The 25,072-nt window shown below is 72.4% G+C and carries 20 protein-coding genes and 2 pseudogenes; 10 read left to right on the top strand and 12 right to left on the bottom strand.

Annotation, left to right across the window (positions count from 1 at the left end):
• Positions 1-119 precede the first annotated feature (119 nt).
• Positions 120-920, top strand: a complete 801-nt coding sequence (locus tag RM555_RS09530) for a crotonase/enoyl-CoA hydratase family protein (RefSeq protein WP_311411401.1) — start codon at positions 120-122, stop codon at positions 918-920.
• A gap of 149 nt (positions 921-1,069) precedes the next feature.
• On the opposite strand, the gene RM555_RS09535 is transcribed toward RM555_RS09530, so the two are convergent.
• Both RM555_RS09535 and eda read right to left on the bottom strand, forming a co-directional pair.
• Positions 1,070-2,164 (bottom strand): sugar kinase, encoded by a 1,095-nt coding sequence (locus RM555_RS09535; RefSeq protein ID WP_311411402.1) that lies wholly within the window; start codon positions 2,162-2,164, stop codon positions 1,070-1,072.
• Positions 2,165-2,167: 3 nt separating this feature from the next.
• Complete coding sequence (eda, locus tag RM555_RS09540) at positions 2,168-2,833, bottom strand: bifunctional 4-hydroxy-2-oxoglutarate aldolase/2-dehydro-3-deoxy-phosphogluconate aldolase (protein ID WP_311411403.1); 666 nt, start codon at positions 2,831-2,833, stop codon at positions 2,168-2,170.
• 54 nt (positions 2,834-2,887) lie between these two features.
• Between eda and RM555_RS09545 the strand changes: the two genes are divergently transcribed.
• The 3 genes from RM555_RS09545 (at position 2,888) to RM555_RS09555 (ending at position 6,767) form a co-directional block, all read left to right on the top strand.
• The gene (locus RM555_RS09545; protein WP_311411405.1) at positions 2,888-3,664 is read left to right on the top strand and encodes an IclR family transcriptional regulator; all 777 of its coding nucleotides are present in this window, start codon (positions 2,888-2,890) and stop codon (positions 3,662-3,664) included.
• A 192-nt stretch (positions 3,665-3,856) separates the two neighbouring features.
• Positions 3,857-5,410 (top strand): ricin-type beta-trefoil lectin domain protein, encoded by a 1,554-nt coding sequence (locus tag RM555_RS09550; protein ID WP_311411406.1) that lies wholly within the window; start codon positions 3,857-3,859, stop codon positions 5,408-5,410.
• Positions 5,411-5,504: 94 nt separating this feature from the next.
• Positions 5,505-6,767, top strand: coding sequence for a family 16 glycosylhydrolase (locus tag RM555_RS09555; RefSeq protein ID WP_311411407.1), 1,263 nt, complete (start codon positions 5,505-5,507; stop codon positions 6,765-6,767).
• Between the two features lie 138 nt (positions 6,768-6,905).
• Here the strand turns inward: RM555_RS09555 and RM555_RS09560 are convergent, their stop codons facing one another.
• Complete coding sequence (locus tag RM555_RS09560) at positions 6,906-7,073, bottom strand: hypothetical protein (RefSeq protein WP_311411409.1); 168 nt, start codon at positions 7,071-7,073, stop codon at positions 6,906-6,908.
• 723 nt (positions 7,074-7,796) lie between these two features.
• Between RM555_RS09560 and RM555_RS09565 the strand changes: the two genes are divergently transcribed.
• The 4 genes and pseudogenes from RM555_RS09565 to RM555_RS09580 all read left to right on the top strand — a co-directional run.
• Positions 7,797-9,323 carry a TROVE domain-containing protein gene (locus RM555_RS09565; RefSeq protein WP_311411410.1) on the top strand — a complete coding sequence of 509 codons (1,527 nt, stop codon included), beginning with the start codon at positions 7,797-7,799 and terminating at the stop codon, positions 9,321-9,323.
• A gap of 165 nt (positions 9,324-9,488) precedes the next feature.
• Positions 9,489-10,388 (top strand): bile acid:sodium symporter family protein, encoded by a 900-nt coding sequence (locus tag RM555_RS09570; RefSeq protein ID WP_311411411.1) that lies wholly within the window; start codon positions 9,489-9,491, stop codon positions 10,386-10,388.
• Between the two features lie 86 nt (positions 10,389-10,474).
• Positions 10,475-10,774: an NUDIX hydrolase gene (locus RM555_RS09575; protein ID WP_311411413.1), complete on the top strand. Its 300-nt coding sequence runs from the start codon at positions 10,475-10,477 to the stop codon at positions 10,772-10,774.
• Between the two features lie 161 nt (positions 10,775-10,935).
• Positions 10,936-12,911: pseudogene (locus RM555_RS09580) on the top strand (ATP-binding cassette domain-containing protein); the annotation flags it as partial.
• Positions 12,912-12,961: 50 nt separating this feature from the next.
• Here the strand turns inward: RM555_RS09580 and RM555_RS09585 are convergent.
• From RM555_RS09585 to RM555_RS09615, 7 genes are all read right to left on the bottom strand, one after another.
• Positions 12,962-14,545, bottom strand: coding sequence for a DHA2 family efflux MFS transporter permease subunit (locus RM555_RS09585; protein ID WP_311411415.1), 1,584 nt, complete (start codon positions 14,543-14,545; stop codon positions 12,962-12,964).
• Between the two features lie 218 nt (positions 14,546-14,763).
• Positions 14,764-16,392, bottom strand: a complete 1,629-nt coding sequence (locus RM555_RS09590) for an isovaleryl-CoA dehydrogenase (protein ID WP_311411416.1) — start codon at positions 16,390-16,392, stop codon at positions 14,764-14,766.
• Entirely contained in the window at positions 16,389-16,988 is a 600-nt protein-coding gene (locus tag RM555_RS09595) for a TetR/AcrR family transcriptional regulator (protein ID WP_311411417.1), read from the bottom strand. Before RM555_RS09595 ends, RM555_RS09590 begins: the two co-directional genes overlap by 4 nt.
• Before the next feature lie 136 nt (positions 16,989-17,124).
• The gene (locus RM555_RS09600; RefSeq protein WP_132236024.1) at positions 17,125-17,565 is read right to left on the bottom strand and encodes a hypothetical protein; all 441 of its coding nucleotides are present in this window, start codon (positions 17,563-17,565) and stop codon (positions 17,125-17,127) included.
• Positions 17,566-17,794: 229 nt separating this feature from the next.
• The gene (locus tag RM555_RS09605) at positions 17,795-18,721 is read right to left on the bottom strand and encodes an aminoglycoside phosphotransferase/kinase family protein (protein WP_311411418.1); all 927 of its coding nucleotides are present in this window, start codon (positions 18,719-18,721) and stop codon (positions 17,795-17,797) included.
• Between the two features lie 131 nt (positions 18,722-18,852).
• Positions 18,853-20,301 carry a rifampin monooxygenase gene (gene rox, locus RM555_RS09610; protein ID WP_311411419.1) on the bottom strand — a complete coding sequence of 483 codons (1,449 nt, stop codon included), beginning with the start codon at positions 20,299-20,301 and terminating at the stop codon, positions 18,853-18,855.
• Between the two features lie 213 nt (positions 20,302-20,514).
• The gene (locus RM555_RS09615) at positions 20,515-21,006 is read right to left on the bottom strand and encodes a DNA alkylation repair protein (protein ID WP_311411420.1); all 492 of its coding nucleotides are present in this window, start codon (positions 21,004-21,006) and stop codon (positions 20,515-20,517) included.
• On the opposite strand from RM555_RS09615, the gene RM555_RS09620 reads away from it, so the two are divergent.
• Positions 20,969-21,193 (top strand): SRPBCC domain-containing protein, encoded by a 225-nt coding sequence (locus tag RM555_RS09620; protein ID WP_311411421.1) that lies wholly within the window; start codon positions 20,969-20,971, stop codon positions 21,191-21,193. The genes RM555_RS09615 and RM555_RS09620 overlap by 38 nt on opposite strands.
• Before the next feature lie 261 nt (positions 21,194-21,454).
• Here the strand turns inward: RM555_RS09620 and RM555_RS09625 are convergent, their stop codons facing one another.
• Positions 21,455-22,762 (bottom strand): MFS transporter, encoded by a 1,308-nt coding sequence (locus RM555_RS09625; protein ID WP_311411422.1) that lies wholly within the window; start codon positions 22,760-22,762, stop codon positions 21,455-21,457.
• A 299-nt stretch (positions 22,763-23,061) separates the two neighbouring features.
• On the opposite strand from RM555_RS09625, the gene RM555_RS09630 reads away from it, so the two are divergent.
• Entirely contained in the window at positions 23,062-24,177 is a 1,116-nt protein-coding gene (locus tag RM555_RS09630; protein WP_311411424.1) for a MerR family transcriptional regulator, read from the top strand.
• Positions 24,178-24,293: 116 nt separating this feature from the next.
• Here RM555_RS09630 and RM555_RS09635 read toward each other — a convergent pair.
• Positions 24,294-25,036, bottom strand: a pseudogene (locus RM555_RS09635) (SDR family NAD(P)-dependent oxidoreductase).
• Positions 25,037-25,072: the final 36 nt, after the last annotated feature.

Here is a 25,072-nt window from a genome sequence, read left to right on the forward strand (position 1 = left end):
ACGGCGGCTGTCCGTACGCCGTGGCGCAGAGCCGTCCTGAGTACCCCGCCTTGCCGGCCGGGCGGGCGTGTGGTTGGTTTCGGGGCAGACCAGATCAGCGGCACACCGAGGAGACACACGTGGACGACCCGGTTCTCGTCGAGCGGGACGGTCCCGTGGAGACCTGGACGATCAACCTGCCGGAGACCCGCAACCCCATCTCCGGCGATGACGTGATCGACGCGTTGGTGGCCCGGGTCGACGCGGTCAACGCCGACCGGGCGGTCCGGGCGGTCATCCTCACCGGCGCCGGCAGCGCCTTCTCCGCCGGCGGCAACGTCAAGGACATGGCGGACCGGGTCGGCCTCTTCGGCGGCGCCCCGCACGAGCTGCGCGACGGCTACCGCCGCGGCATCCAGCGGATCCCCCGGGCGATGTACGCGTGCGACGTGCCGCTGATCGCGGCGGTGAACGGAGCGGCCGTCGGCGCCGGCTGCGACCTGGCGCTCATGTGCGACCTGCGGATCGCCTCGGAGCGGGCGTTCTTCGCGGAGAGTTTCGTCAAGCTCGGCATCATCCCCGGCGACGGCGGCGCCTGGCTGCTGCCCCGTGCCGTCGGCGCCGCCCGGGCCGCCGAGATGACGCTGACCGGGGACCGGGTCGACGCCGCCACCGCCCTGGAGTGGGGGCTGGTCTCCCGGGTCGTGCCGCACGAGGAACTGCTCGCCGAGGCGCGCCGGCTCGCCGACCGGGTGGCCGCGAACCCTCCGCACGCCGTACGGATGGCCAAGAAGCTGCTGCGCGAGGCCCAGCACCAGAGCCTCGACAGCGTGCTGGAGCTCTCCGCCGCGATGCAGGCGCTGGCGCACCAGACCCGGGACCACGACGAGGCGGTCCGGGCCTTCCTCGACCGGCGCGAACCGCACTTCACCGGGGAGTGAGCGGGACGGCGGTCGGCGTACCGCCGTGGGTGCCGGCCGCGTCGTGCGCGGCGGCCTCCGGCCCCTGATCACCCGCGCCACGATGTAAGGAAGGGCACCTTCCTATCGCGTATGCGATAGGAAGGTGCCCTTCCTTACATGCGAGGGCGTCAGCGCTGCACGCGCGCGCCGGCGCCCCGGACGAGCGCCTCGACCTCCCGGAGGCTGGCCATCGAGGTGTCGCCGGGCGTGGTCATCGCCAGCGCGCCGTGCGCCGCGCCGTACTCGACGGCGGTGGCCAGGTCGCCCTTCTCCAGCAGGCCGTAGATCAGGCCGGAGGCGAAGCTGTCGCCCCCGCCGACCCGGTCCATGATCTCCAGTCCGGGCCGGTGGGTCGCCTCGACGAACCGCCCGTCCGCCCAGGCGATCGCGCCCCAGTCGTTGACGGTGGCGGTGCGCACCGTACGCAGGGTGGTGGCGACGACCTTGAAGTTGTCGTACTCCCCGGTGGCCGCCTCGATCATCCGCTGGAAGTTGGCCACCTCCAGCTCCGACAGCGAGGCGTCGGTGTCGGGCACCTCGAAGCCCAGCGAGGCGGTGAAGTCCTCCTCGTTGCCGATCATCACGTCGACGTAGCGGGCCAGCCGCCGGTTCACCTCCTGGGCGCGGGCCTGCCCGCCGACCGCCTTCCAGAGGCTGGGCCGGTAGTTGAGGTCGTACGAGACGACGGTGCCGTGCCGGGCGGCGGCGGCCATCGCCGCCTCCATCGTCTCCGGGGTGGTCTCGGACAGGGCGGCGTAGATGCCGCCGGTGTGCAGCCACCGCACCCCCAGGGTGCCGAACAGGTGGTCCCAGTCCACCTGGTCGGGCCGGAGCTGGCTGGCGGCGCTGTGGCCCCGGTCGGAGGTGCCGACGGCGCCCCGGACGCCGAAGCCGCGCTCGGTGAAGTTCAGCCCGTTGCGCACGGCGCGGCCGACCCCGTCGTAGGGCAGCCAGGTCACCAGCGACGTGTCCACCCCGCCCTGGAGCACGAGGTCCTCCAGCAGCCGGCCCACCTCGTTGTCGGCGAACGCGGTGACCACGGCGGTCCGCAGCCCGAAGCAGCGGCGCAGGCCGCGCGCCACGTTGTACTCGCCGCCGCCCTCCCAGGCCCGGAAGGTGCGGGCCGTGCGGACCCGGCCCTCGCCCGGGTCGAGCCGCAGCATGATCTCGCCGAGGGAGACCAGGTCGTACCGGCACTCGCCGGCCGGACGGATGGACAGCACGGCTCAGCCCTCCACGGCGGGTCGGGCGGCCTCGACGGCCGCGGCGGTGCGGGTGGCGACCTCGTCCCAACGCCCGGCGGCGATCAGGTCGGGGGCGACCATCCAGGTGCCACCGACCGCCAGGACGGCGGGCAGGGCGAGGTAGTCGGAGAGGTTGGCGGTGTTGACCCCGCCGGTCGGGATGAACCGCACCGAGCGGTACGGCGCGGCGAGCGCCTTGATCATCGCGACGCCGCCGAGCTGCTCGGCGGGGAAGAACTTGACCGTGTCGAGCCCGGCGTCGAGGGCCATCTGGATCTCGGTGCCGGTGGCGACGCCGGGGAAGACGGGCACGCCCGCCTCCTGGCAGCGCCGGACGACCGCCGGGGAGAACCCGGGGGTGACGACGAACCGGGCGCCCGCCTCGACGGCCCGGTCGACCTGGGCCGGGGTCAGCACGGTGCCGGCGCCGACGAGCAGGTCGCCCCGCTCGGACATGACGCGGATCGACTCGGCTGCGGCGTCGGTGCGGAAGGTCACCTCGGCGCAGGGCAGCCCGCCGCGCACCAGCGCCTCGGCCAACGGGGCGGCGTCGCGGGCGGCGTCGAGCACGACGACCGGCAGGATCCGGGCCGCGCCGACGGCCGCCACGACCGCAGGGCTCTGTTCATCATTCTGTACGCCAGTCACATATGTGACCCTAGCGCTGCCGACCGGCCTGTCAACCCCGCTAGAGTGGCGCCCATGACGCTGCCCGGCGGGTTCCAGCCCGTGAAGTCCTCCACCCGGACGCTGGAGGTGCTCGAGGCGCTGGCCGCCTCGCCGCAGCGGCGCTCGCTGGTCGACCTGGCCCGCGCGCTGGACATCCCGAAGAGCAGCCTGCACGGCATCCTGCGCACCATGGCCCAGCGCGGCTGGGTGGAGAGCGACCCGACCGGCACCCGCTTCGGGCTCGGGGTGCGCGCGCTCCAGGTCGGTGCCGCGTACCTCACCAGCGACGACACCGTGGGTCTGCTCGGCGGGGTGCTCGACGACCTGTCCCGGCAGTTCGGCGAGACCGTCCACCTGGGACGCCTGGACGGCGCGCACATCGTCTACCTCGCCAAGCGCGAGTCGGTGCACCCGCTGCGGCTCTACAGCGCGATCGGCCGGCAACTGCCGGCCCACGCCACCGCCCTGGGCAAGGCGCTGCTCGCCGAGCGCCCGGACGAGGCGCTCGACGGGCTGCTGACCTGGCCGCTGCCCGCGCTCACCCCGCACACCGTCACCGACCCCGACGCGCTGCGCGCCGAGCTGGCCGCCGTCCGGGAGCGGGGGTACGCGGTGGACCGCGAGGAGAACACCGAGGGCATCGTCTGCTTCGCGACGGCCGTACCCCTGGCGGCGCCGGCCACCGACGCGATCAGCCTGTCGGTGCCGGTGGCCCGGCTGGGCGCCGCCGGCGAGGACCGGATCGTGGCCGCGCTCCGCCGGGCCGTCGACCAGGTCCAGGCGGCGCGCGGCCTGCTCTCCACCGCCTGACCCGGCGCCGCTTCGACGCCCCCGCCGCCCACCGCCGGGCCCGGCGCGGGCGCGCACCGGCCGTCGCCGAGGGCGACGCGCGGGCCACAACTGGCAACCTTCTTGACAGATGTGTCGAGATATCGACAGACTTCTTTCGGAGAGCGCTCTCTTGTTTCGTCTGCCGCCCTCGCCGCACCGGGAGGAACCCCCTTGTCTCGAAGACTGCGCATGCTCGTCCCCGCCGCCGCCGGCCTCCTGCTCCTCGGCCTGACCCCGGCGGCGGGCCACGCCAGCGACACGTCCCCCGCCGCCCCGGACCGCGCCACGGCGGCCCCGGCCGACCCCAGCCCCGCCCTGGTCGAGGCGATGCGCCGCGACCTCGGCCTCACCCTCACCCAGGTCGACGAACGCCTCCGCACCGAGGCCGCGGCGCCGGTGGTCGAGCGGCGCCTGCGGGCGAAGCTCGGCCCGGCGTTCGCCGGCGCGTGGATCCCGCCCGGCGGGCACCGGCTCACCGTCGCCGTCACGGACCGCGCGCTCGCCCCGGCCGTCCGTGCCGAGGGCGCCGACGTCACGGTCGTCGCCCGCAGCGAGCGCACCCTCGACGCGGTCAAGCGCGCCCTCGACCGGCGCACCGCCGCCGCCGACCCGCGCGACGTCCACGGCTGGCACGTCGACGTCGCCCGCAACAGCGTGGTCGTGACGGTCCGGCCGGGCGCCGCCGACAAGGCGATCGCGTACGCCAAGGCCAGCGGCGTGCCCGCGGACGCGATCCGGGTCGTCACCGCCACCGACGCGCCCCGCCCGCTCTACGACATCCGCGGCGGCGACCAGTACGTGATCAACGGCAACACCCTCTGCTCGGTCGGCTTCGCGGTCGTCGGCGGCTTCGTCACCGCGGGCCACTGCGGGGGCGTCGGCAGCCCGACCCTCGGCTTCAACAACGTCTCCCAGGGCACGTTCGCGGGATCGTCGTTCCCCGGCAACGACTACGGGTGGGTACGCACCAACGGCTCCTGGACGCCGCAGCCCTGGGTGAACAACTACGCCGGGGGCAACGTGGCGGTCGCCGGCTCGCAGGACGCGGCGATCGGCAGCTCCGTCTGCCGCTCCGGGCGTACGACCGGCTGGCGCTGCGGGACCATCCTGGGTCGCAACGAGACCGTCAACTACCCGCAGGGCGCGGTGTCGGGCCTGACCCGCAGCAACGCCTGCGCCGAGGGCGGCGACTCCGGCGGGGCCTGGATCTCCGGCAACCAGGCCCAGGGCGTCACCTCCGGCGGTTCCGGCAACTGCTCCACGGGCGGCACGACCTGGTTCCAGCCGGTCAACGAGATCCTCGGCGTCTACGGGCTGTCCCTGGTGACCACCGGTGGTGGCGGCGGAAGCCGGCTGATCAGCAACTGGAACAACCGCTGCATCGACGTGCCGAACTCCAACTTCTCCGACGGCGTACCCCTGCAGACCTGGACCTGCAACGGCACCGCCGCGCAGTCGTGGACCTTCACCGGCGGCACGCTGCGCACCCAGAACAACAAGTGCATGGACGTGGCGTGGGGGTCCACCGCCAACGGCGCGGTCATCCAGATCGCCAACTGCAGCGGCAACCCGGCCCAGCAGTTCGTCCTCTCGGCGGCCGGCGACCTGGTCAACCCGCAGGCCAACAAGTGCGTCGACATCAAGGAGTGGAACAACTCCGACGGCGCCCGGCTGCACCTGTGGGACTGCCTCGGCGCCGCCAACCAGAAGTGGCGTCGCGGCTGACCCGGTGCCCGCCCGTCGTCGCGCCCGCACCGACCGGCCGATCGACCGCCGCGAGAGACGTCGCGCCGGCGCAGTTTCGCCAAGGAGGTCCTACATGTTCAGAGTCCGTACCCGCCGCCGGCCGTGGGCGCTCGCCCTCGCCGCGACCGCGATCATCGCCGCCACGACAGCTCTGTCCGTGCCGGTCCACCCCGAACCGGCGCAGGCCGCCATCGGGGGGATCACCTGGCAGGACGAGTTCAACGCCTCCGCCGGCACGCCCGTCAACCAGAGCAAGTGGCGCTTCGACATCGGTGGCGGCGGCTGGGGCAACAACGAGCGGCAGTACTACACCAACAGCACGAGCAACGCCGTGCACGACGGCCAGGGCAACCTGGTGATCACCGCCCGCCGGGAGAACCCCGCCAACTACCAGTGCCACTACGGCCGGTGCGAGTACACCTCGGCCCGGCTGCTCACGGCGGCCACGTTCACCCAGGCGTACGGCCGCTTCGAGGCCCGCATCAAGATCCCGCGCGGTCAGGGCATCTGGCCGGCGTTCTGGATGCTCGGCAACGACATGGGCAGCGTGGGCTGGCCGAACGCGGGCGAGATCGACATCATGGAGAACATCGGCCGGGAGCCGAACACCGTCTACGGCACCATCCACGGCCCGGGCTACTCGGGCGGCGGCGGCATCACCGGCAGCCGCACCATCGGCCAGCCGCTCGCCGACACCTTCCACACCTACCGGGTGGACTGGGAACCGAACTCCATCATCTGGTACCTGGACGGCGTCGAGTACCACCGGGTCGACCCGGGTCGGCTGGGCGGCAACCGCTGGGTGTTCGACCACCCCTTCTTCATGATCCTCAACGTGGCGGTGGGCGGCAACTGGCCGGGCTACCCCGACGCCTCCACGCAGTTCCCGCAGCAGATGCTCGTGGACTACGTACGCGTCTCGGGCTACACCTCGGGCGGCAACCCGCCGACCGGCACCAACGCCATCCGGGGCGCGCTCAGCGGTCGGTGCATCGACATCCCGAGCGCCAACCCGGTCGACGGGGCCAAGCTCCAGATCTGGGACTGCAACGGCACCGCCGCGCAGGCCTGGACCTTCGCCTCCGACGGCACGATCCGGGCGATGGGCAAGTGCATGGACCCGGCCTGGGCCGGCACGGCGAACGGCACCGAGGTCAACCTCGTCACCTGCAACGGCAACCCGGCGCAACGCTTCACCCTGAACGCCGCCGGTGACCTGGTCAACCTCAGCGCGAACCGCTGCGTCGACGTACGGGACCGCAACCCCAACAACGGGGGCAAGCTCCAACTGTGGGACTGCACGGGCGACGCCAACCAGAAGTGGTCCCGCGTCTGATCCCTCGGGCAGCACGCGGACGCCGGCAGGGTCGGCCGGGGCACACCGCCTCGACCGGCCCTGCCGGCCCGCCCCCCTTCAGCAGCCGCACCGCGCTGCTGTCCCCGTTCGACCGCCTGGTGTACGACCAGGCACACGTCACACCCTGTCCGGCACGCCACTCCCGACTTCCAGCGCCGACGAGTGAGCCGCGCACAACTCCACCCAGGCGCGACGCGTCCCGCCGTCGAGCCGGCCCTCGGGAACCTCGGCCATACACGCCTCGGCGACCTCAACCAGTTGCTGCGACCACGGGTCTTCCTCCATGACATCCAACCGACCGAAGTGGCTTGCCCACTTCCGCACGGGTCGCCTACCGTCGTCGGGCACCTCCCGGTGCGCAGGCAACGGCTACTTCCGCTTCCAACGGGGAGACGCGGGTGCGAATCCCGCCGCCGCCGAAAGGCGGTGTCGACCAGCAGCCCAGGTCACCTTGGCCCGCGAGGGCCGGTCTCCCGTTGCCGCCTCGATCTCGGGAGGTGCGCACGCCGCGTACCCGGTGCGCAGACAGCGGATACTTCATCTACGGGTCGGGGGTTCGAGTCCCCTCCAGCCCTCCGGGGCTGGTAGCTCAGCTGGCAGAGCGATAGCCCTTCCGCCGTCGACCTTCTGGTCTCGGGTACGCGGCGTGGCGTCATTTCCGGCCACGGTCACCGGGCGGCAAACCTCGTTGCCCCCGAGGCGGCGCCGCCGCTACGTTCGTGCCCGCACCTCCCGGTGCGAAGGCGACGGTTACATCTTGGAGGGGTGCCCGCACCCCGTTGAAGAGGCCGTCCGTCGCCGGCTCCGATCTCGGGAGGCGCGACCACGCCGCACGCCCGGTGCGCAGGTGACGGTTACTTCAGGGATCCGCAGGTTGGAGGTTCGAGTCCTCCGCCGCCTTCGGGCGGCTGGCTCAAGCGGCAGAGCGGCGGACAGGTCCGTCGCCGACTCCTGATCTCGGGTGTGCGGTGCGGTCGCGCCTTCCGCTCCACCCACCCGGGGTACGCGATGGCCAAGTTCAACCTCAAGCTGCGGCGCGACAAGCCGCCCGTCACCGCCGAGGGCGCGCCCGGCTTCGCCCGCGAGCCACGGGCCGAGCTGTTCCTGCTGGGCGTGTCGAACATGGTCGGCGAGGACACCTTCTACGAGGGCGCCGCCGACCGGGACTCCCGGTTCCGCGAGTTGGTCGCCGCCGTGGCCGTCGCCGACCCCGACTGGTTCGCGCGCTTCGTGCGGTGGCTGCGTACCGGCGCGATGCTGCGTTCCGCGTCCGTCGTGGCCGCCCTGGAGGGTGCCCGCGCGCAGGTCGCCGCCGGCATCCCCGGTTCCCGGGCGGTGGTGGACTCCGCGTTGCAGCGGGCCGACGAGCCGGGCGAGGCCCTCGCGTACTGGCTGGGCCGCCACGGCCGGGCGATGCCCAAGCCGGTCAAGCGGGGCATCGCCGACGCGGTGGCGCGGCTGTACCACGAGCGGAGCCTGCTCAAGTACGACGCCGACGGCAGCGCGGTGCGGTTCGGCGACGTCATCGACCTGACCCACCCGACGGCGCGGGACGCGCGGCAGGGCGACCTCTTCCGGCACGCGCTGGACCGCCGGCACAAGCGCGACAACCCGCTGCCCGGGTCCCTCACGATGCTGGCGGCGCGGGCCGAGCTGATGGCGTTGCCGGTCGAGCGGCGCGTCGAGATCACCGACCCGGCGGTGCTGGGCGCGGCCGGCATGACCTGGGAGGCCCTCGCGGGCTGGCGGCAGACCGCGATGGACGCCGCGGCGTGGGAGGCGATCATCCCGACCATGGGCTACCTGGCGCTGCTGCGCAACCTGCGCAACTTCGACCGGGCCGGCGTCAGCGACACCGTCGCCGAGGCGGTGGCGGCGAGGCTGGCCGACCCGGGCGAGGTCGCCCGGTCGCGCGTGCTGCCGATGCGGTACCTGTCGGCGTACAACGCGGCACCGAGCCTGCGGTGGGCGTACCCCCTGGAGCGGGCGTTGCAGCAGGCGCTGGCGCACGTGCCCGCCCTGGACGGGCGGACCCTGATCCTGGTCGACACGTCGGGGTCGATGAACAGCGCGTTCAGCAAGGACGGCACGCTGCGCTGCTGGGACGCGGCCACCGTGTTCGGCCTCGCGCTGGCCGCCCGCGCGCGGGACGCCACGGTGGTGTCGTTCTCCAACGCCAGCACGGTGTTCCCGGCCGTCGCCGGCGAGTCGGTGCTGGCCGCGGTGCGCCGGTTCAAGGAGGGTGGCTACTTCCACGGCGCCGGGACCCAGACCGAGACGGCGGTGCGCGACCACTACGACCGGCACGACCGGGTGGTCATCCTCACCGACGAGCAGGCGCACTGGCACGGCGCGGCGGACGTCACGGCCGCCGTGCCCGCGCGGATACCCGTGTACACCTGGAACCTGGCCGGGCACCGGGTCGGGCACGCGCCGGCGACCGGCAACCGGCACACGTTCGGCGGGCTCTCCGACGCCGCGTTCGCGATGATTCCGCTCATCGAGGCGGGGTCACGAGACCAGTGGCCCTTCTGACCCGTGTCGCGGCGTCGGTCCCGTCGCCCGGGACCGGCGCCGGGGCACGGCCGGTGGACGATGCCCATTGACGGACGTCTAGGCACGTTGCAAGATGCGGGCGCACCCGTCGTGGTGTGAAGCTCCGGTGATCCCTGGCGTACCGCGATCAGGAGGCCCAGCACTGTGAATACCGGTCTGTCGCTCGTGCTCTTCCCCATCGCGCTGGGCATCGTCATGCTCGGCCTCGGGCTAACCCTGACCATCGCCGACTTCCGTCGCGTCGTCGCCTATCCCCGGGCCGTGATCATCTCCCTGGTCTGCCAGATGCTGGTCCTGCCGGCCGTCTGCCTGGGCCTGGTGCTCGCCGCCGACCTGCGTCCGGAGTTGGCCGTCGGAATGATGCTGCTCGCCGCCTCCCCCGGCGGCAGCACGGCCAGCCTCTTCAGCCACCTGTTCCAGGGCAACGTCGCGCTGAACGTCACCCTGACCGCCATCAACTCGGTGCTCGCCCTGTTCACGCTGCCGGTGATCGTCAACCTCTCCGTCGCCGCGTTCATGGGCTCGGACAGCTCGCTCGGCCTCCAGTTCGACAAGGTGCTCCAGGTGTTCGCCCTGGTGCTCATCCCGATCGCGATCGGCATGGTCGTCCGGCAGCGGCGTCCCGCGTTCGCCGCGCGCATGCAGCGACCGGTGAAGATCCTCTCCATCGTGGTCCTCATGGTCGTGATCGTCGGCGCGGTCCTCGGCGTCAAGGACGAACTCGCCGCCACCATCGGCGCGGTCGGCCTCATCGCCCTGCTGTTCAACCTGCTCAGCCTGGCCATCGGCTACGCGGCGCCGCGCCTGCTGCGCGTCGGGCACCGGGATTCCGTCGCGTCGTCGTTCGAGATCGGCGTCCACAACGCCACCCTGGCCATCACGATCGCGCTCAGCCCGGCCCTGCTCAACAACACCGACATCGGCATGCCGCCGGCGATCTACGGCATCCTGATGTTCTTCACCGCCACCGCCTTCGGCTTCGTCGCCGCCCGCCGGTCCCGGACCGCGGACGATCCGACCCGTCTGCCCACCCCGACGGCGTGAGCGGGCATTGAGGCACACCGCGCGAGCGGCGGCGTGCCGTACCGCCGCTCGCGCGCGGCACCGGGTTTCGCCTAGGGTCCCCGGTCATGCCGCCTGAAGGTTCCGACTTCACGGCCGGGCTGCCCCGCAAGCGCATGGGCGCCGGGCTGCTCGTGACCGACTCCGACCGAGGGGTCATGTTCGTCTACGACGGGGGCCGGCTGACGCCGGCGCAGGCCGCCCGGATCGTGTTGCCGCCCGCCGAGCTGCGGAGCTGGTCGTGGTGTGACCGGCGGGAGGCCGACGGGCGGCTGGTCCCGCTGCTCGCCCGACGGGTCGCGGAGGCACTCGCCGCGCGCGACGACGGCGTCACCCGCTATCTGGAGGACGGCTTCCGGGTGAGCTGACCCGTCCCGGATCGCTCCATCTTCCCTGCCGTGGGGTCTGGACCAGCGCGTCGTCGACAGTGACCATTGGTAGCTGTGCAAATACTGTGGGTTGGACGCTCCGCTCCCCCACCACCGCCCGACCCGCGACGCCGACCACGTCACCGCGCAGCGAGGAGACACGCCCGTGCCCGGAGCCGCCACCCGCACCGAACGGGACACCACGTCGGAACAGTCGGCTCCGGCAGGGGCGGAGTCGGTCCTGCCGGAGCTGCGGACGATGTACTGGGAGACCGGGATGCAGGCGCGGTCGGAAGCCGGCCTGTTCACCGTCTTCGCCGAACTGCCCCGGCTGGTCTGGACGGCGGTCCGGACCAGCTGGCGGGCTGACCGCCTCCGGACCTCGGTGGTGGCCGCCGCGACGCTCGGCGGCGGGGCGATGGCCGCCTTCGGGCTGCTGGCCACCCAGCGGGTGCTTGTCGAGCTGTTCGCCGGGGGCCCGACCACGGAGAAGGTGCTCGCCGCGACGCCCGCGCTCGCCGTGCTGGCGGGGGCGACCGCGCTGCGCGCCGGCATGGGCATCGCCACCGGGTACGCGCAGAACGGGCTCACCCCGCGGGTGAGCCGGGAGGTGGAACGCGGCCTGTTCGAGATGTCCACGGCGGTACGGCTGGAGGCGTTCGACGCCGACGCGTTCGCCGACGACATGGAGCGCGCCTCCCGGGGCACCGAGTCGACGGTCGACCTGGTGGAGTCGTCGATGAACCTGCTCGCCGGGCTGGCCGGCCTGCTCGCCGTGGCGGTCGCCGTCGTCGTCATCCACCCGCTGCTGCTGCTGGCGCTGCTGGTCGCGACGCTGCCCAAGGCCTGGGCGTCACTGCGGGCCGGGCACCTGCGCTACCGGACCTACACGGCCGGCTCGGTGCGGCGACGGCGACTGTGGCTGCTGCACCGGCTGATGGCCGAGCGGGACTCGGCGCCGGAGCTGCGCTCCTACGGGCTGCGCCGCTTCCTGCTGGACCAGTACGACCGGGTGATGGAGGTCGAGACCGACATCGAGCTGGCCCTCGCCCGCCGGGTCACCACGACCACCACGGTCGGGGCGGTGATCGGCGGAATCGCCACCGCCGTGGTCTACCTCCTGCTCGGGCTGCTGCTCGTCGACGGTCAGATCCCGCTCGCGGCGGCGGCGACCTGCGTGGTCGCGGTGCAGGCCGCGCAGCGTTCGCTGGCCGTCACCACCTTCCAGGTCGACCGCGTCTACACCGAGGGTCAGCACTTCGGCGACTACGCCGGGTTCATGACCCGCGCCGCCGACTACCTGCCCGACCCGGCGCCGGGCGCCGCGGGCACCGACCCCGGCCCGCTGCGCGAACTGGCCGTGCGGGAGGTCAGCCTGCGCTACCCCGACCGGGGCGTCCCCGCCGTGGACCGCGTGACGCTGACGATCACGGCGGGGCAGACGGTGGCGTTCGTGGGCGAGAACGGCTCGGGCAAGACCACCCTCGCCGCGATGATCGCCACCCTGCGCGCGCCCACCGAGGGCGTCATCTGCTGGAACGGGCGGCCCCTGCCCGAGTGGGACCTCGACCGGCTGCGGGCCCGCATCGCGGTGGTCACGCAGGAATACCACAAGTGGCCGTTCACGGCCGCGACGAACATCGCCGTCGGCGACGTCGAGAGCGAGGCACGGCAGGACCGGATCGAGGCCGCAGCCGCCCGCGCCGTCGCGCACGACATGATCCAGGAGCTCCCCGACGGGTACGAGACACTGCTCGACCGGACGTTCGCCAGGGGCCAGGACCTCTCCGGCGGCCAGTGGCAGCGCATCACCGCCGCCCGGGGCTTCCTCCGCGACGCCGAACTGCTGGTCATGGACGAGCCGTCCTCCGCCCTCGACCCGCGCGCCGAGGACGCCCTGTTCCAGGCCATCCGGGACCGGCAGGGTCGGGCGACCACCATCCTCATCACCCACCGGCTGGCCAACGTCCGGCACGCCGACCGGATCTTCGTCCTGCACGACGGCGCGCTGGTCGAGGCCGGCAGTCACGCCGAACTCGTCGCCGCCGGCGGCCGGTACGCCGAGCTGTTCGCCCTCCAGGCCGCCGGCTACCACGGCGCCCACGACGAGGACGCCCCCGCGCCACGGCAGCGCTGACCGACGGGCGCTCCGGCCCCCGGGGGCGTCCCGGGGGCCGGGGCGTCGCGTCAGTGGATGATGACGGGAGCCTTTGGCTGCCCCTCCTGCTGGCCGTCGAGCAGGTGCGACGGCTCGCGCCGGCGCGGCAGGAACGCCACCGGGACGAACGTGACCAGCACCAGCGCGAACGCGACCCAGAACGTGGTGGCGAAGGAGCTGGCGGCGAAGTCGAGGCCACGCTGGATGAGCGACGGGTCGACCGGGAACTGCTGGGCCAGCTCCGGCTGCTGCTGGACGGCGATGGCGAGGCCGGCCTCCGTCACCGGTTCCCCGCTCGGGTCGGTCGCCCCGGGGATCGGCCGGGAGCCGTTCAGCTCGCTGGTGAGGATCACCGACATCATGGCGGCGCCCACGGACCCGCCGATCTGCTGGAGGATGTTGACCAGGGTGGAGCCGCGGGCCACCTCGTGCGCCTTGAGGGTCTTCAGCGCCGAGGTCATGATCGGCATCATGGTGCCGCCCATGCCCAGGCCCATGACGAACAGCGACCCGCAGAGCAGGACGTACGAGGTCTGCGGGTCGACCTGGGTGAAGGTGAAGAACCCGACGGCGATGAGCGCCAGCGCGAACGGCACGGTACGGCCGACGGGGACCCGGTCGGCCAGCATCCCGGCCACCGGCATGGTCACCATCGCGCCGATGCCCTGCGGCGCCATCAGCAGGCCGGCGGCCAGCGTCGTCTCGCCGCGGATCTGCAGGAAGTAGCTCGGGAACAGCAGGCCGGCGCCCATGAACGCGATGATGAACACGAACATGGTCAGCGCCGCGACGGTGAGGCTGCGGTTGCCGAACAGCCGCAGGTCGAGCAGGGGGTGCCGGGTCCTGAAGGAGTACAGGACGAAGGCGACGAGGAGCACGCCGCCGACCAGCATGGGCACCCACACCTCGGCGTCGGCGAACGTGCCGGTCTCGGGCAGCGTGGAGACGCCGTAGAGGAAGAGGGCGAGCCCCGGCGAGAGCATCAGCATGCCGAGGAAGTCGAACGACTCGGACGGCTCGGGGTTGTCCTTCGGCAACGCCAGTGCGGCGTAGACGAGGGCCAGGGCGCCGATCGGCAGGTTGATCAAGAAGATCCAGTGCCAGCTCGCGACGTCGATCAGCCAGCCGCCGAGGATCGGCCCTCCGATGGGACCGAGCAGCATCGGGATGCCCAGGACGGCCATCAGCCGGCCGATCCGGTGCGGCCCGGCCGCCCTGGTCATGATCGTCATGCCCAGCGGCAGGAGCATGCCGCCGCCGAGGCCCTGGAGCACGCGGTAGCCGATGAGCTGCCCGATCGTGTCGGCGTTGGCGCACAGCCCCGACCCGATCGTGAACAGCGCGATGGCGATCATGTAGAGCCGCTTGGTGCCGAACCGGTCGGCGGCCCAGCCGCTGAGCGGGATCACCGTGGCCAGCGCGAGCGTGTAGGCCGTCATGGTCCAGGCGACCTCGGCGTACGACGCGTTGAACTCGCGCTGGAATGTCGGCAGGGCGACGGTGACGACCGTCACGTCGAGGATCGACATGATCGCGCCGAGGACGACGACCCCGGCGACCTTGAGCACCGAGGCGTCGAGTTTGTCCGAGGTCGCGATGGATTGCTGTGTCACTAATTCTCCTGGGTCCCCGTGGTGGCCGGCGCGAGCCGTGCCTCGACCTGTCACGTACTGACACTGTCCGCAGGCAGACTAACGAGCGGCACCGACGATCGGCGTACGATTTCCGACCGCCGGAGAGTGGGCGACGCCACGTCGGCGGGCGGGTCGACCGCCGCAGGGGGCGCTCTCCCGCGCGAAGGTCGGGGCCCGTTCGGCCGCGCCGCCGGCGGTCAGCCCACCTTGGGTACGGCGCGGGAGATGATCGCGGCGAAGTCGACGCCGCGGGGCAGCGTGCCGTACGCCTGGCCGTGGTCGCCGCCGAGCCGGGAGGCGCAGAAGGCGTCGGCGACGGCGGGGTGGCCGTGCCGCACCAGCAGCGAGCCCTGCAGGACCAGGGCGAGCCGCTCGACGACCCGGCGGGCCCGCAGCTCGACGTCGTCGTGGTCGGACAGCTCGGCCTGCACCCGGCGTACGGCGGCGTCGAGCCGGGCGTCGGCGCCGGCCGCGGCGGTGACCTCGGCCCGGAACGCCGCCATGACCTCGGGTTCCCTGGTGAGGGCGCGCAGCACGTCCAGCGCGGCGACGTTGCCCGAGCCCTCCCAGATCGAGTTCAGCGGGGACTCGCGGAACAGCCTCGGCATGCCCGACTCCTCGACGTAGCCGTTGCCGCCCAGGCATTCGAGGGCCTCGGCGGCGTGCGCCGGCCAGCGCTTGCAGACCCAGTACTTGCCGACGGCGAGGGCGAGCCGCTTGAAGGCGGTCTCGCCGGCGTCGCCGCGCGCGGACCGGTCGGTGGCCCCGGCGAGGCGCATCATCAGGACGGTGGCGGCCTCGGACTCGACCGCGAGGTCGGCGAGCACGTTGCGCATCAGGGGGGCCTCGACGAGGTACCGGCCGAAGGCCTGCCGGTGGGTGGCGTGGTGGGCGGCGGTGGTCACGCCCTGGCGCATGCCGGCCGCCGCGCCGATGACGCAGTCGAGGCGGGTCAGGTTGACCATGTCGATGATGGTGCGCACGCCACGGCCCTCGTCGCCGACCCGCCAGGCGACCGCGTGCTCGTACTCGATCTCGGCGGAGGCGTTGGAGCGGTTGCCGAGCTTGTCCTTGAGGCGCATCAGCCGCATCGGGTTGCGCGTGCCGTCCGGCAGGACGCGCGGGACGAGGAAGCAGGTGAGCCCGCCCGGCGCCTGGGCGAGGGTGAGGAAGACGTCGCACATCGGCGCCGACGTGAACCACTTGTGCCCGAGCAGGCGGTAGGTGCCGTCCGGCTCGGGGCGGGCGGTGGTGGTGTTGGCGCGTACGTCCGAGCCGCCCTGCTTCTCCGTCATCGACATGCCGGCCAGCAGTCCCCGCTTGGCCAGCGGCGGACGCAGCCCGAAGTCGTACGACGTGGCGGTGAGCAGCGGCTCGTAGCGCGCGGCCAGCTCCGGGGCGTGCCGCAGCGCCGGCACGGCGGCGTAGGTCATCGAGATCGGGCAGCCGTGCCCGGCGTCGGGACGCCAGGTGTAGAACTTGGCCGCGCGGGCCACGTGCGCGCCCGGCCGGTCGTCCGCCCACGGCGCGGCGTGCAGGCCGTGCGTGACCGCCGTACGCATCAGCTCGTGCCAGGCGGGGTGGAACTCCACCTCGTCGACGCGGTGGCCGTGCCGGTCGTGGGTGCGCAGGACCGGCGGGTGCTCGTTCGCCAGCCGCCCGTGCTCGATCGCCTGCTCGCCGCCGCCGAGGCGGCCCAGTTCGTGCAGCTCGGTGGCGGCCCAGCCGGCGCCCTCGCGTTCGAGCCCGTCGAGCAGCGCCGCGTCGTCGGCCGTGTCGTGACCGACCAGCGGCGGAACCTGGTTGAGGACCTCGTGCGTCGTCACGGCGACACTCCCAGCGCGCGGTGGAGGAAGGTGATCAGGTGTTCGATGGTGCGCGGCCCGGCGACCCCGGCCGCGAGGGGGCCGACCATCGCCTCGGCCAGGGCGCCGACCAGCGCGGTGGCGGTCAGCTCGGGATCCTGCGGGGGAAGTTCGCCGCTCGCCACCCCCTGGGCGACGTGACCGGCGATCAGCTCGGCGTACGCGCGGCGGAAGACGAGCCGCTCGGCGTCGACCGCCGGGTCGGCCGGCTCGGCGAGCAGCGCGTACGCCAAGCGGGGGGACCGCAGCGCCCGGCCGGAGAACGTCTCGATGACGGCGGTGACCCGCTCGGCGACGGTGCCCTCCAGCGCCGCCGCGCGCGCCACCGCGTCCACCTCCCGCCGCGAGGCGGTGCGGAACACCTCGGCGACCAGGTCGGCCTTGGTGGGGAAGTGCCGGTAGACGCTGCCGGTCGCCATCCCGGCCCGCTCGGCGACGGCGGCGACCGAGCAGCCGGCGTACCCGTGCTCGGCCATGATCTCCAGCGCGGCGGCGATGATCCGCTCCCGGGACGCGCTGAGCCGGGCCTTCACGCGTTCGGTGCTCCGGTAGACCACGCAAGGATTGAACCACCATTCAATCCTTGCCGGCAAGGTCGCCGCCGCGAACGGCAGAGGGGCGCCACCCCTCTCCGGGAGGCGCCCCTCTGCGATGGCCGGTACCTGACCCGCTGGCCGACCGGGGCGGGTGCGGTCAGCAGCCCTGCCGGCGGCTGTAGATCTGGTGGCGCGCGCCCGCCCAGCCGATGTAGCCGACCGCCTCGACGCAGTAGGACGCCGTGCCGGTGACGCCGACCGGGCCGGCGTGGTAGCTGAAGTCACCGGAGTCGGTGTCCGCGCTACCCGAGCGGGTGCAGTGCGCGCCCTCACCGGAACGCTCGGCGCAGCGGTAGATCTGCACGAAGGTGGGTGCCGACTTCCCGTAGGCCGCGCCGCGGTGGTAGAAGCACGCGCTGTTGGTGCCCCCGTTGCTGCTGTTGTAGTAGATCACCAGTTCGCCGTAGCCCGAGGACTGCACCTGGCTGTAGATGATCGTGCCCGAGCAGGAGCCGGCCGCCTGGGCGGCGGGTGCGCCGATCGTCATGACCGACGCGACGGTCACCAGTGCCATCAGGGTCGAGAACACTCTCTTCATGGTCACCAAGGCCCAATCCACAGTCGACTGTTTCCGTTGTGGATCATGATCGCACGACGCGCGCCCCGGCATTGCCCCGTGGGCGACACACCGCCGGGCGTCAGAGCTGCCGCAGGATGGCCACCTTGTCGTACGCGACGGCGACCACGTCCGGCTTCCCGGCGGCGCGGAACGCGCACGCGCCGTCTGCCGCAGGGCGCGCCGACACCCGCTCCCGCCGCAGCCGGCGTCACGGGGCGTGGCGCCACCAGGGGCTATCGAGTACGAGTTCCTCGAGGTCACGGACGTTCTCGGCAACCGTCTGCGCGGGGATGTCCGGGCGTTGGAGCGAGACGCGGAGGTCCGCGGCGAGGTAGCTCGCCTCGCGCACCTCGCACTCCCGGCGCAGCGTGGCCGGGGACGTCCCCGTCGCGTCGGCGACGACGTCGAGGACGGCCTCCATGTGCGGGCCAGTGAACCGGACCAGGAAGAACCAGTCATCCATCGGTTCGCCGAAGCGCGCCCACTCGAAGTCCAGCAGCGCCGTCACACTGCGGTCGCGAGCGAGCCAGTTCCCCCAGTGGCAGTCCGCGTGGACCGGGACGGCCACGCTCGCCTGCGCCGGCGCGCCCTCCGCTATCGCCGCCAGACCGTCGAGCACCCGGCGAGGGATGATCCCGTCCCGGTTCAGGGCGGCGAGGCTCTCCACCTCGGCGAAGAGCGCGGCCCGGCTGACGAATCCGCCGTGGTCAAGCGTCTCCGCCAGCGTCTGCCGGGCGGGGGCCGCAGGCGTCCAGCGGTGCAGTGCGTGCAGCCGCTGCACCGCCTCCGCCGCCAGCAGGCGCGCGGTCACCTCGTCCACGCCGGGCATGTCCATGCCGGGCGTCGCCCCGGGCGCGCGGGCGTAGCAGGCGTAGCGGACCTCGCGGCTCTCCAGCTCGTAGCGCCCGCTGTCGAGCAGCGGCGCCGTGATGCCGGCGGGCAGGTGGGGCGCGAGGGCGATCTCCCGGTCCAGTCGCGAGTGGCGGTCGGCCTCGATGACCTTCACGACGACGTCCGCTCCCAGATAGACGTGGTGCGAGAGGCTGTCGGCGACGGTCATCGGGCCGGGGTCGCGGCCCAGGGCCGCCGTGGCGATCGCGTGGGCCACGTCGTGGGCCTGTCGCGGGTCGATCATCGGCGGTCGCGCCGCGGCGTGGCCGTCGTCCTGGAGGGCGTCATCCGGGTGTCCGATCGTGAGGGCCGGTCGCGAGCACCCTATCCCCGTACGGCGATCGTCGTTGTCCACCCTCGACGTGCCCGCGTCCCTCACCCGGCCGTGGGAGTTCCCGCGGCGCCGAACCATCTGGCGAGCGCGACGTCGAGTGTCTGCTGGTCCTCGCCGACCCACGCGACGTGCCCGTCCGGCCGGAGCAGTACCGCCGGCACGCCCCACTCGTCGCTGCCGTCGGCGACGTGGTCGACCCGGTCGGCCCAGCCGTCCACCGACAGCCGCCCCGTCTGGTCGAGCAACAGCCCGTTGCCGGTGCGCAACAGCTCGAACAGGCGCCCGTGCTTCAGCCCGGCGTCGCGCAGCCGCCGCCCGAGCAGGTCGTGGCCCGCGCCGAAGTCGTACCGGATGTCGATCGCCGTGATCTTCCCGATCAGGAACCGGTTGACGTCGTTGAAGTCCATGAGCTGCGCCAACAACCGCCGTACCGCCTGCGGTCCGGGTTCGTTGGTCGTCAGCTGCATCTGTGCGCGGGTGTTGTCCAGCACATCGGCGGCCACCGGATGCCGCTCGGACTCGTAGCTGTCCAGCAGGTCGTCCGGCGCCCAGCCGTTGACGGCCGCCGCCAGCTTCCAGCCCAGGTTGAACGAGTCCTGGATGCCGAGGTTGAGCCCCTGCCCGCCCATGGGCGGGTGGACGTGCGCGGCGTCCCCGGCCAGGAACACCCGGCCGACCCGGTAGCGCTCGGCCTGGCGGGTCGCGTCGCCGAAGCGCGACAGCCAGCGCGGGGAGTGCGCGCCGAAGTCGGTGCCGGCGTACCTGCGTAGCTGTCGCGTGAACTCCTCGAACGTCGGCGGCACCGAGCGGTCCTCGGCCACGCCCTCCGCCGGTACGACCGCCCGGAACACCCCCGGCTTGCCCGACGGCCCGATCCCGAACCGCTTCTCGGTCCTGCGCACCTCGGTCATCACCTCGGTGAGGTGTTCCGGGGACGCCGTCACCTCCATCTCGCCCAGCAGGGTGTCGACCTTCGACGGCTCGCCGGGGAACCCGACCCCGAGCACCTTCCGCACCGTGCTGCGCCCACCGTCGCAGCCGACGACGAAGCGCGCCCGCAACGGGGTCGCGGTTCCACTTCCAAGATGTACGGTCACGCCGTCGTCGTCCTGCGTCAGCCCGACCACCGCACCACCGCGGCGGATCTCGGCCCCGACTTCGGCCGCGTGCTCGGCGAGCAGCCGGTCGGTGAGCGTCTGCGGAATGCCGAGCACGAATCCGTGGGCGGTGTCCAGCCCGGTCGGGGCGGGCTTCTCGATGCCCGCGAAGAATCCGTTGAGCGGATACTGCCTGCCGTTTTCGAGGAACCGCTCCAACAGCCCCCGCTGATCCATCACCTCGATACTGCGCACGTGCAGCCCGAGCGACCGCACGAACGGCGGCGGCTCGGCGTCCTTCTCGAGCACGAGCACGTGGACGCCCCGAAGACGCAATTCACTCGCCAGCATCATGCCGGTCGGGCCGCCGCCGACAATGATCACATCGAACATGAATCCCCCATGGTGTGCCGATTCCTGCGCTCGGCCGACGATTCTGCGCCACGACCGGGGTCTTGCCGCAAGCCCTGGGGTGCGATATATGTTAATGGTGGCAAGGAGTTCTCCTCCTTGCCTTTGTTGTTCTCCGGCCCCGCACGCGCGGGCTTTGTCGTTCCCACGCCGACGGGATCTGCCCGTCAGTACGCTGCGCTCGTCACCGGTTCCTCACGAACTGCCCTGCTGCCGACGCACCATCTCGGTGATCCAGACGGGCGCGAACGGAGACGTGCAGCCCGGGGAGGTCGGGTAGTCCTTGAGCACCCCCAGGCGCTCACCGATCTCGATCGCACGGGCGCGGTGCCCGGAGTGCTCGATTCCGATACGAGCCAGGCACTCGTTCATCGCCCACTGCAGGCGATCCGGCGCGTCTCCCATCTCCGCCTCGATGACGTCGAGCAGTCCTCCGAGGTCGAGTCCTTCGGGCCTCTTCGTCACGCGATCGGCGGTCAGGGCCCAGCCGGCACTCGCCACCACTGGATCAGGATCGGCGGACCACGCCAGGCGCAGCTCTTCGGAGTGCGGGTTCTTCTTCACCACGTAGTTCACGAGCCAGTAGTGCGTGCACCTTGGGTGTGCGCGCCTCGCGACCTTCCTCGTCGTCGACGAACTCGAACGGATCGTGTTCACGAACGCGATCGACAGCGCCTGGCGGCCCACGGACCCCTCCCCCGTCCCCATGACCGCCGAGATCACCCTGCGCGATCATCCGGACGGCACGGACTACCGGATCGTCGTCCGCCACGGCGATCCCGCCGCACGCGCCCGCCACCAGGAACTCGGCTTCGCGCAGGGCTGGGGCTCGGTCACCGGGCAACTCGCCGGGGTCGCCGAAGACCACCGTTGATGTACGTCCAGCCCTCCGTCACGCTCGGGCTTCGGATCGAACAGGACCATCCACGGCACCGGCATGAGTGATGACTACGTCACGGCGCTGTTCAACGCCCAGGAGAATGCGCGCGCCCTCGCCAGCGCCGACGGGTGCGACCCGTGCACGCAGTGCAGCCCTGACGGAGGCTTCACGGCGCAGCCGTTGCCGGGCCTCTACCCGGTACGGGCGCAGTTCATCTGCACCTGCGGCAGGTCGTCGGGCTGGCAGCCGGAGCGGCTAGGCGGAAACCTGCTTCTCGCCGTCGGGCCCCTGTGCCCGCGCCGGGTCAGGCGCCGGTTCGGCGGATCCGCCCGTCGCGCTGGTCGGCTGGGGGTTCTCCGTGCCGGCCGACCGCGCCCGCAGCCGGCGTACCTCCGGCACCGCGAGCGTCGCTGCCGTGCCGACCGCGACGGCGCCGGCCCCGGCGACCAGCGTCGCGCCGGCCCCGATCAGGGCGCTCGCCGGACCGGCCAGGGCGTAACCGATCGGTTCGAAGGTGTAGGCGCCCAACCAGTCGTACGAGCTGATCCGCGACAGGGTCTCCGGCGGGACGTTCTCGTGCATGGCCGTCTGCCAGTACGTCCAGAAGACGGACTGGGCGATCCCACCGAGGAACGCGACCGCGGCGATGGCGACCGGGGAAGCCGCGACGGAGAGCAGCAGGAGCATGGGTACGAAGAGGAAGGCGCCGGCCACCGCCGGGATCAACGGCCGCCGGGGGTGGGCCGACATGGCGACGAATCCACCGACGAACGCCCCGAGGCTGATCGCGCCCAGGATGAGGCCCCAGCTGGCCGGCCCGCCGAGTTCGTCCTTCGCGATCAGCGGGCCGAGCACCATGAACGGCGCCAGGCCGAGCATTCGCACGAGCGCGCTCTGGAGCGTCACCGGCCAGAGCCACCTGCGCGACCGGAAGTCCTGCCAGCCGTCCCGAACGTCACGCAGCACGCTCTTGCCCGAGTTGGCGACCGGCGCGGAGCCGACCCGGATCGCGCTGATGAGCACGGCGCTGAGCAGGAAGGAGAGCGAGTCCAACGCCAGCGCGTAACCGGCGCCGACCGCCACCACCAGCAGCCCGCCCAGCGCCGGCCCCACCACCCCCGCAGCCGCGATCATCAGCCCCCGCAGCGCGTTGGCCTCGCGGTGGTGCTCCGCCGGCACCGTCTCCGGTTGCAGGGCGCTGACCGCCGGGATGAAGAACGCCGAGGCGATTCCGGACACCACCTGCAACAGCAGGAGGTGCCAGATCCTGGCATGGCCGGAGATCAGCAGCGCCGCCATCACGCCCTGCGACGCGAACCGCACCAGGTCGGCGGTGATCATGAGCCGGCGCCGGGACATCCGGTCCGCGACCGCGCCGCCGATCACGAGGAACAGCGCCAGGGAGAACGCCTCCACGGCGAGCACGAGCCCCAGGTCGGAGGCGGAACCGGTCAGGTCGAGCACCCCGAAGGCCAGGGCCACGACGGTGATCTGGTTGCCGAGCTGCGAGGTGATGCGCCCGCCGAGCAGCAGCCGGAAGTCGCGCTCCCGCAACACGCGCATCGATGGAAGCGTGAACAAGAGGGGGCCTCCTCAGACCGGACGGACTGCGCCGTGCTGCGCCACGGCGGCGCGCACAAGCCCTCCATCTTGGCCCAACAGTCGGGCAGGGACGCCGCGAATTTCCGCGATCCCGTCGGGACTTACCGCCGAGGCAGATCGGCCCGTGGCGGGGAGAGGTCGTCGAGGTGGTGGCGGTCGTTTCGGTGCGGCGGTGGCCGCGACGTGCGAGTCGCCGCCCGCCACGCGCCGGCGGCGGAGCGCTTGCTCCTCACGCGACGTCATGCCACATAGTCGGGGGTGTGGCGGAGCACCTGACGGTGGGGCGTGTGGCGGAGTTGGCCGGGGTCAGCGTCCGCACCCTGCATCACTACGACGAGATCGGCCTCCTGGAGCCGTCCACACGGACCGCGGCCGGGCACCGGGCCTACTCGGCGGGCGACGTGGAGCGGCTGCGGGAGGTGCTCGCCTACCGGCGGCTCGGCTTCGGGCTGCGGGAGATCGCGGCTCTGGTCGACGACCCGGCCACCGACGCGGTCGCGCACCTGTGCCGGCTGCGCGGCCTGCTGACGGACCAGCGCGACCGCGCTGCCGCCATGGTGACGGCCATAGACAGGGAGCTGGAGGCACGGGCGATGGGGATCAGGACGACGCCGGAGGAGCAACTGAAGATGTTCGGCGCACAGTTGTACGACGCCATCGGATCTGCCTACCCGGCGACGCGGCGCACCGAGCCGCGGATCGCCGCACGCATCTGGGATGCGCTGGGGGACGCACGGACGGTGTTGAACGTCGGGGCTGGCACCGGCTCCTACGAACCACCCGACCGGGACGTCACGGCGGTGGAACCGTCGGCGGTCATGCGGGCGCAGCGTCCCGTGGGTGCGGCGCCGTGCGTGGCCGCCCATGCGGAGAACCTGCCGTTCGAGGACCAGTCCTTCGACGCGGCGATGGCTGTCAGCACCGTTCACCACTGGCCGGACCCGGTCGCCGGGCTGCGTGAGATGCGGCGGGTGGCCCGCCGCGTGGTGATCTTCACGTACGACGCCGATGACACCGGCTGGCGTGAACGGTTCTGGCTCACCCGCGACTACCTGCCCGAGTTCGCGAACCTTCTCGTCGGCTGGCCCTCACTGGCCGACCTGACCAGCGCGATCGGAGGACGCGCGGAGCCGTTGCTCGTCCCGTGGGACTGCGCCGACGGCTTCTTCGAGGCACACTGGCGCCGGCCCGAGGCGTACCTGGACGAACATGTCCGCCGCGCGGTCTCGGTGTGGACCAGGGTCGGACCACAGGCTGAGCAACGGGCGGTCCGCAATCTCCGCGAAGACCTCGCCTCAGGCCGGTGGGCCGAACGCAACCGCGACCTCGTCGCCCTCGACACGGCAGAGCTCGGCCTCCGCCTGCTCGTGGCCTGAACCGCCCTGCGGCATGCGGGTGCGCCGGGTGACCGGCAATGCTACGGCCCGTTCCCGACGGAGGAACGGGCCGTAGCTGTGTCGCAAGGGTGGCCGGGACGGCGGTGAGCCGGTGATCAGATGGTGAAGCCGCCGTCCACGTTGATCGTCGCCCCCGTGACGTAGCGCCCGTCGGCGCCGGCGAGGAACGCCACCGCAGCGGCCACGTCGGCCGGGTCCGCGTAGTGGCCGAGGGCGGTGAACCCGTTGATCGTGTCGGCGTTGGGGCCGTCGGCCGGGTTCAGTTCGGTGTCCGTGGCCCCGGGATTCACCAGATTCACGGTGATCGCTCTGCCGCCGAGCTCGCGTCCGAGCGCCTTCGTCAGGCCGATCAGGGCGGTCTTGCTCATCGCGTAGAGCGCGAAGCCCGGGAAGACAGCCCGCTCTGCCACGTTGCTGCCGATGTTGATGATCCGCCCACCGGCCGACATGTGTCGCACCGCAGCCTGGGAGGCGACGAACGGTGCCCGGACGTTGACCGCGACGGTCTGTTCGAACTCTTCCAACTTCAGTTGCTCCAACGGTCCGAGCAGGAACGCGCCGGCGTTGTTGACCAGGATGTCCAACCGGCCCAGCTCGCCGGCGACCCGGTCGACCGCGCCGACCACGGCCGCCGGGTCGGCGCTGTCCGCCTGCACGGCATGGCCCGCCGTCCCGCAGCCTTGATCTGGCCCACCACGTCATCGGCGCGCTGCTGATTCTGCTGGAACGTCAGCGCCACATCGGCGCCGTCCGCCGCCAGGCGCAACGCCACAGCGGCGCCGATGCCGCGACCACCACCAGTAACCAGAGCTACCTTGCCGTCAAGTGCGTTGTTCATGGCAGAAGCCTGGCCGACAGGAGACCAGCCGTCTGG

Origin of the sequence: Micromonospora reichwaldensis (assembly GCF_031845925.1) — a bacterium.
In the GTDB taxonomy this organism is placed as follows: Bacteria; Actinomycetota; Actinomycetes; order Mycobacteriales; family Micromonosporaceae; genus Micromonospora; species Micromonospora reichwaldensis.

What these genes read in the sequence shown, in the direction of transcription:
- RM555_RS09545 (WP_311411405.1), top strand. Translation starts at nt 2,888, where the DNA reads ATGACGCTGCCCGGCGGGTTCCAGCCCGTGAAGTCCTCCACCCGGACG.
- RM555_RS09555 (WP_311411407.1), top strand. Translation starts at nt 5,505, where the DNA reads ATGTTCAGAGTCCGTACCCGCCGCCGGCCGTGGGCGCTCGCCCTCGCC.
- RM555_RS09560 (WP_311411409.1), bottom strand. Translation starts at nt 7,073, where the DNA reads ATGGAGGAAGACCCGTGGTCGCAGCAACTGGTTGAGGTCGCCGAGGCG.
- RM555_RS09565 (WP_311411410.1), top strand. Translation starts at nt 7,797, where the DNA reads ATGGCCAAGTTCAACCTCAAGCTGCGGCGCGACAAGCCGCCCGTCACC.
- RM555_RS09575 (WP_311411413.1), top strand. Translation starts at nt 10,475, where the DNA reads ATGCCGCCTGAAGGTTCCGACTTCACGGCCGGGCTGCCCCGCAAGCGC.
- RM555_RS09600 (WP_132236024.1), bottom strand. Translation starts at nt 17,565, where the DNA reads ATGAAGAGAGTGTTCTCGACCCTGATGGCACTGGTGACCGTCGCGTCG.
- RM555_RS09605 (WP_311411418.1), bottom strand. Translation starts at nt 18,721, where the DNA reads ATGATCGACCCGCGACAGGCCCACGACGTGGCCCACGCGATCGCCACG.
- rox (WP_311411419.1), bottom strand. Translation starts at nt 20,301, where the DNA reads ATGTTCGATGTGATCATTGTCGGCGGCGGCCCGACCGGCATGATGCTG.
- RM555_RS09625 (WP_311411422.1), bottom strand. Translation starts at nt 22,762, where the DNA reads ATGCGCGTGTTGCGGGAGCGCGACTTCCGGCTGCTGCTCGGCGGGCGC.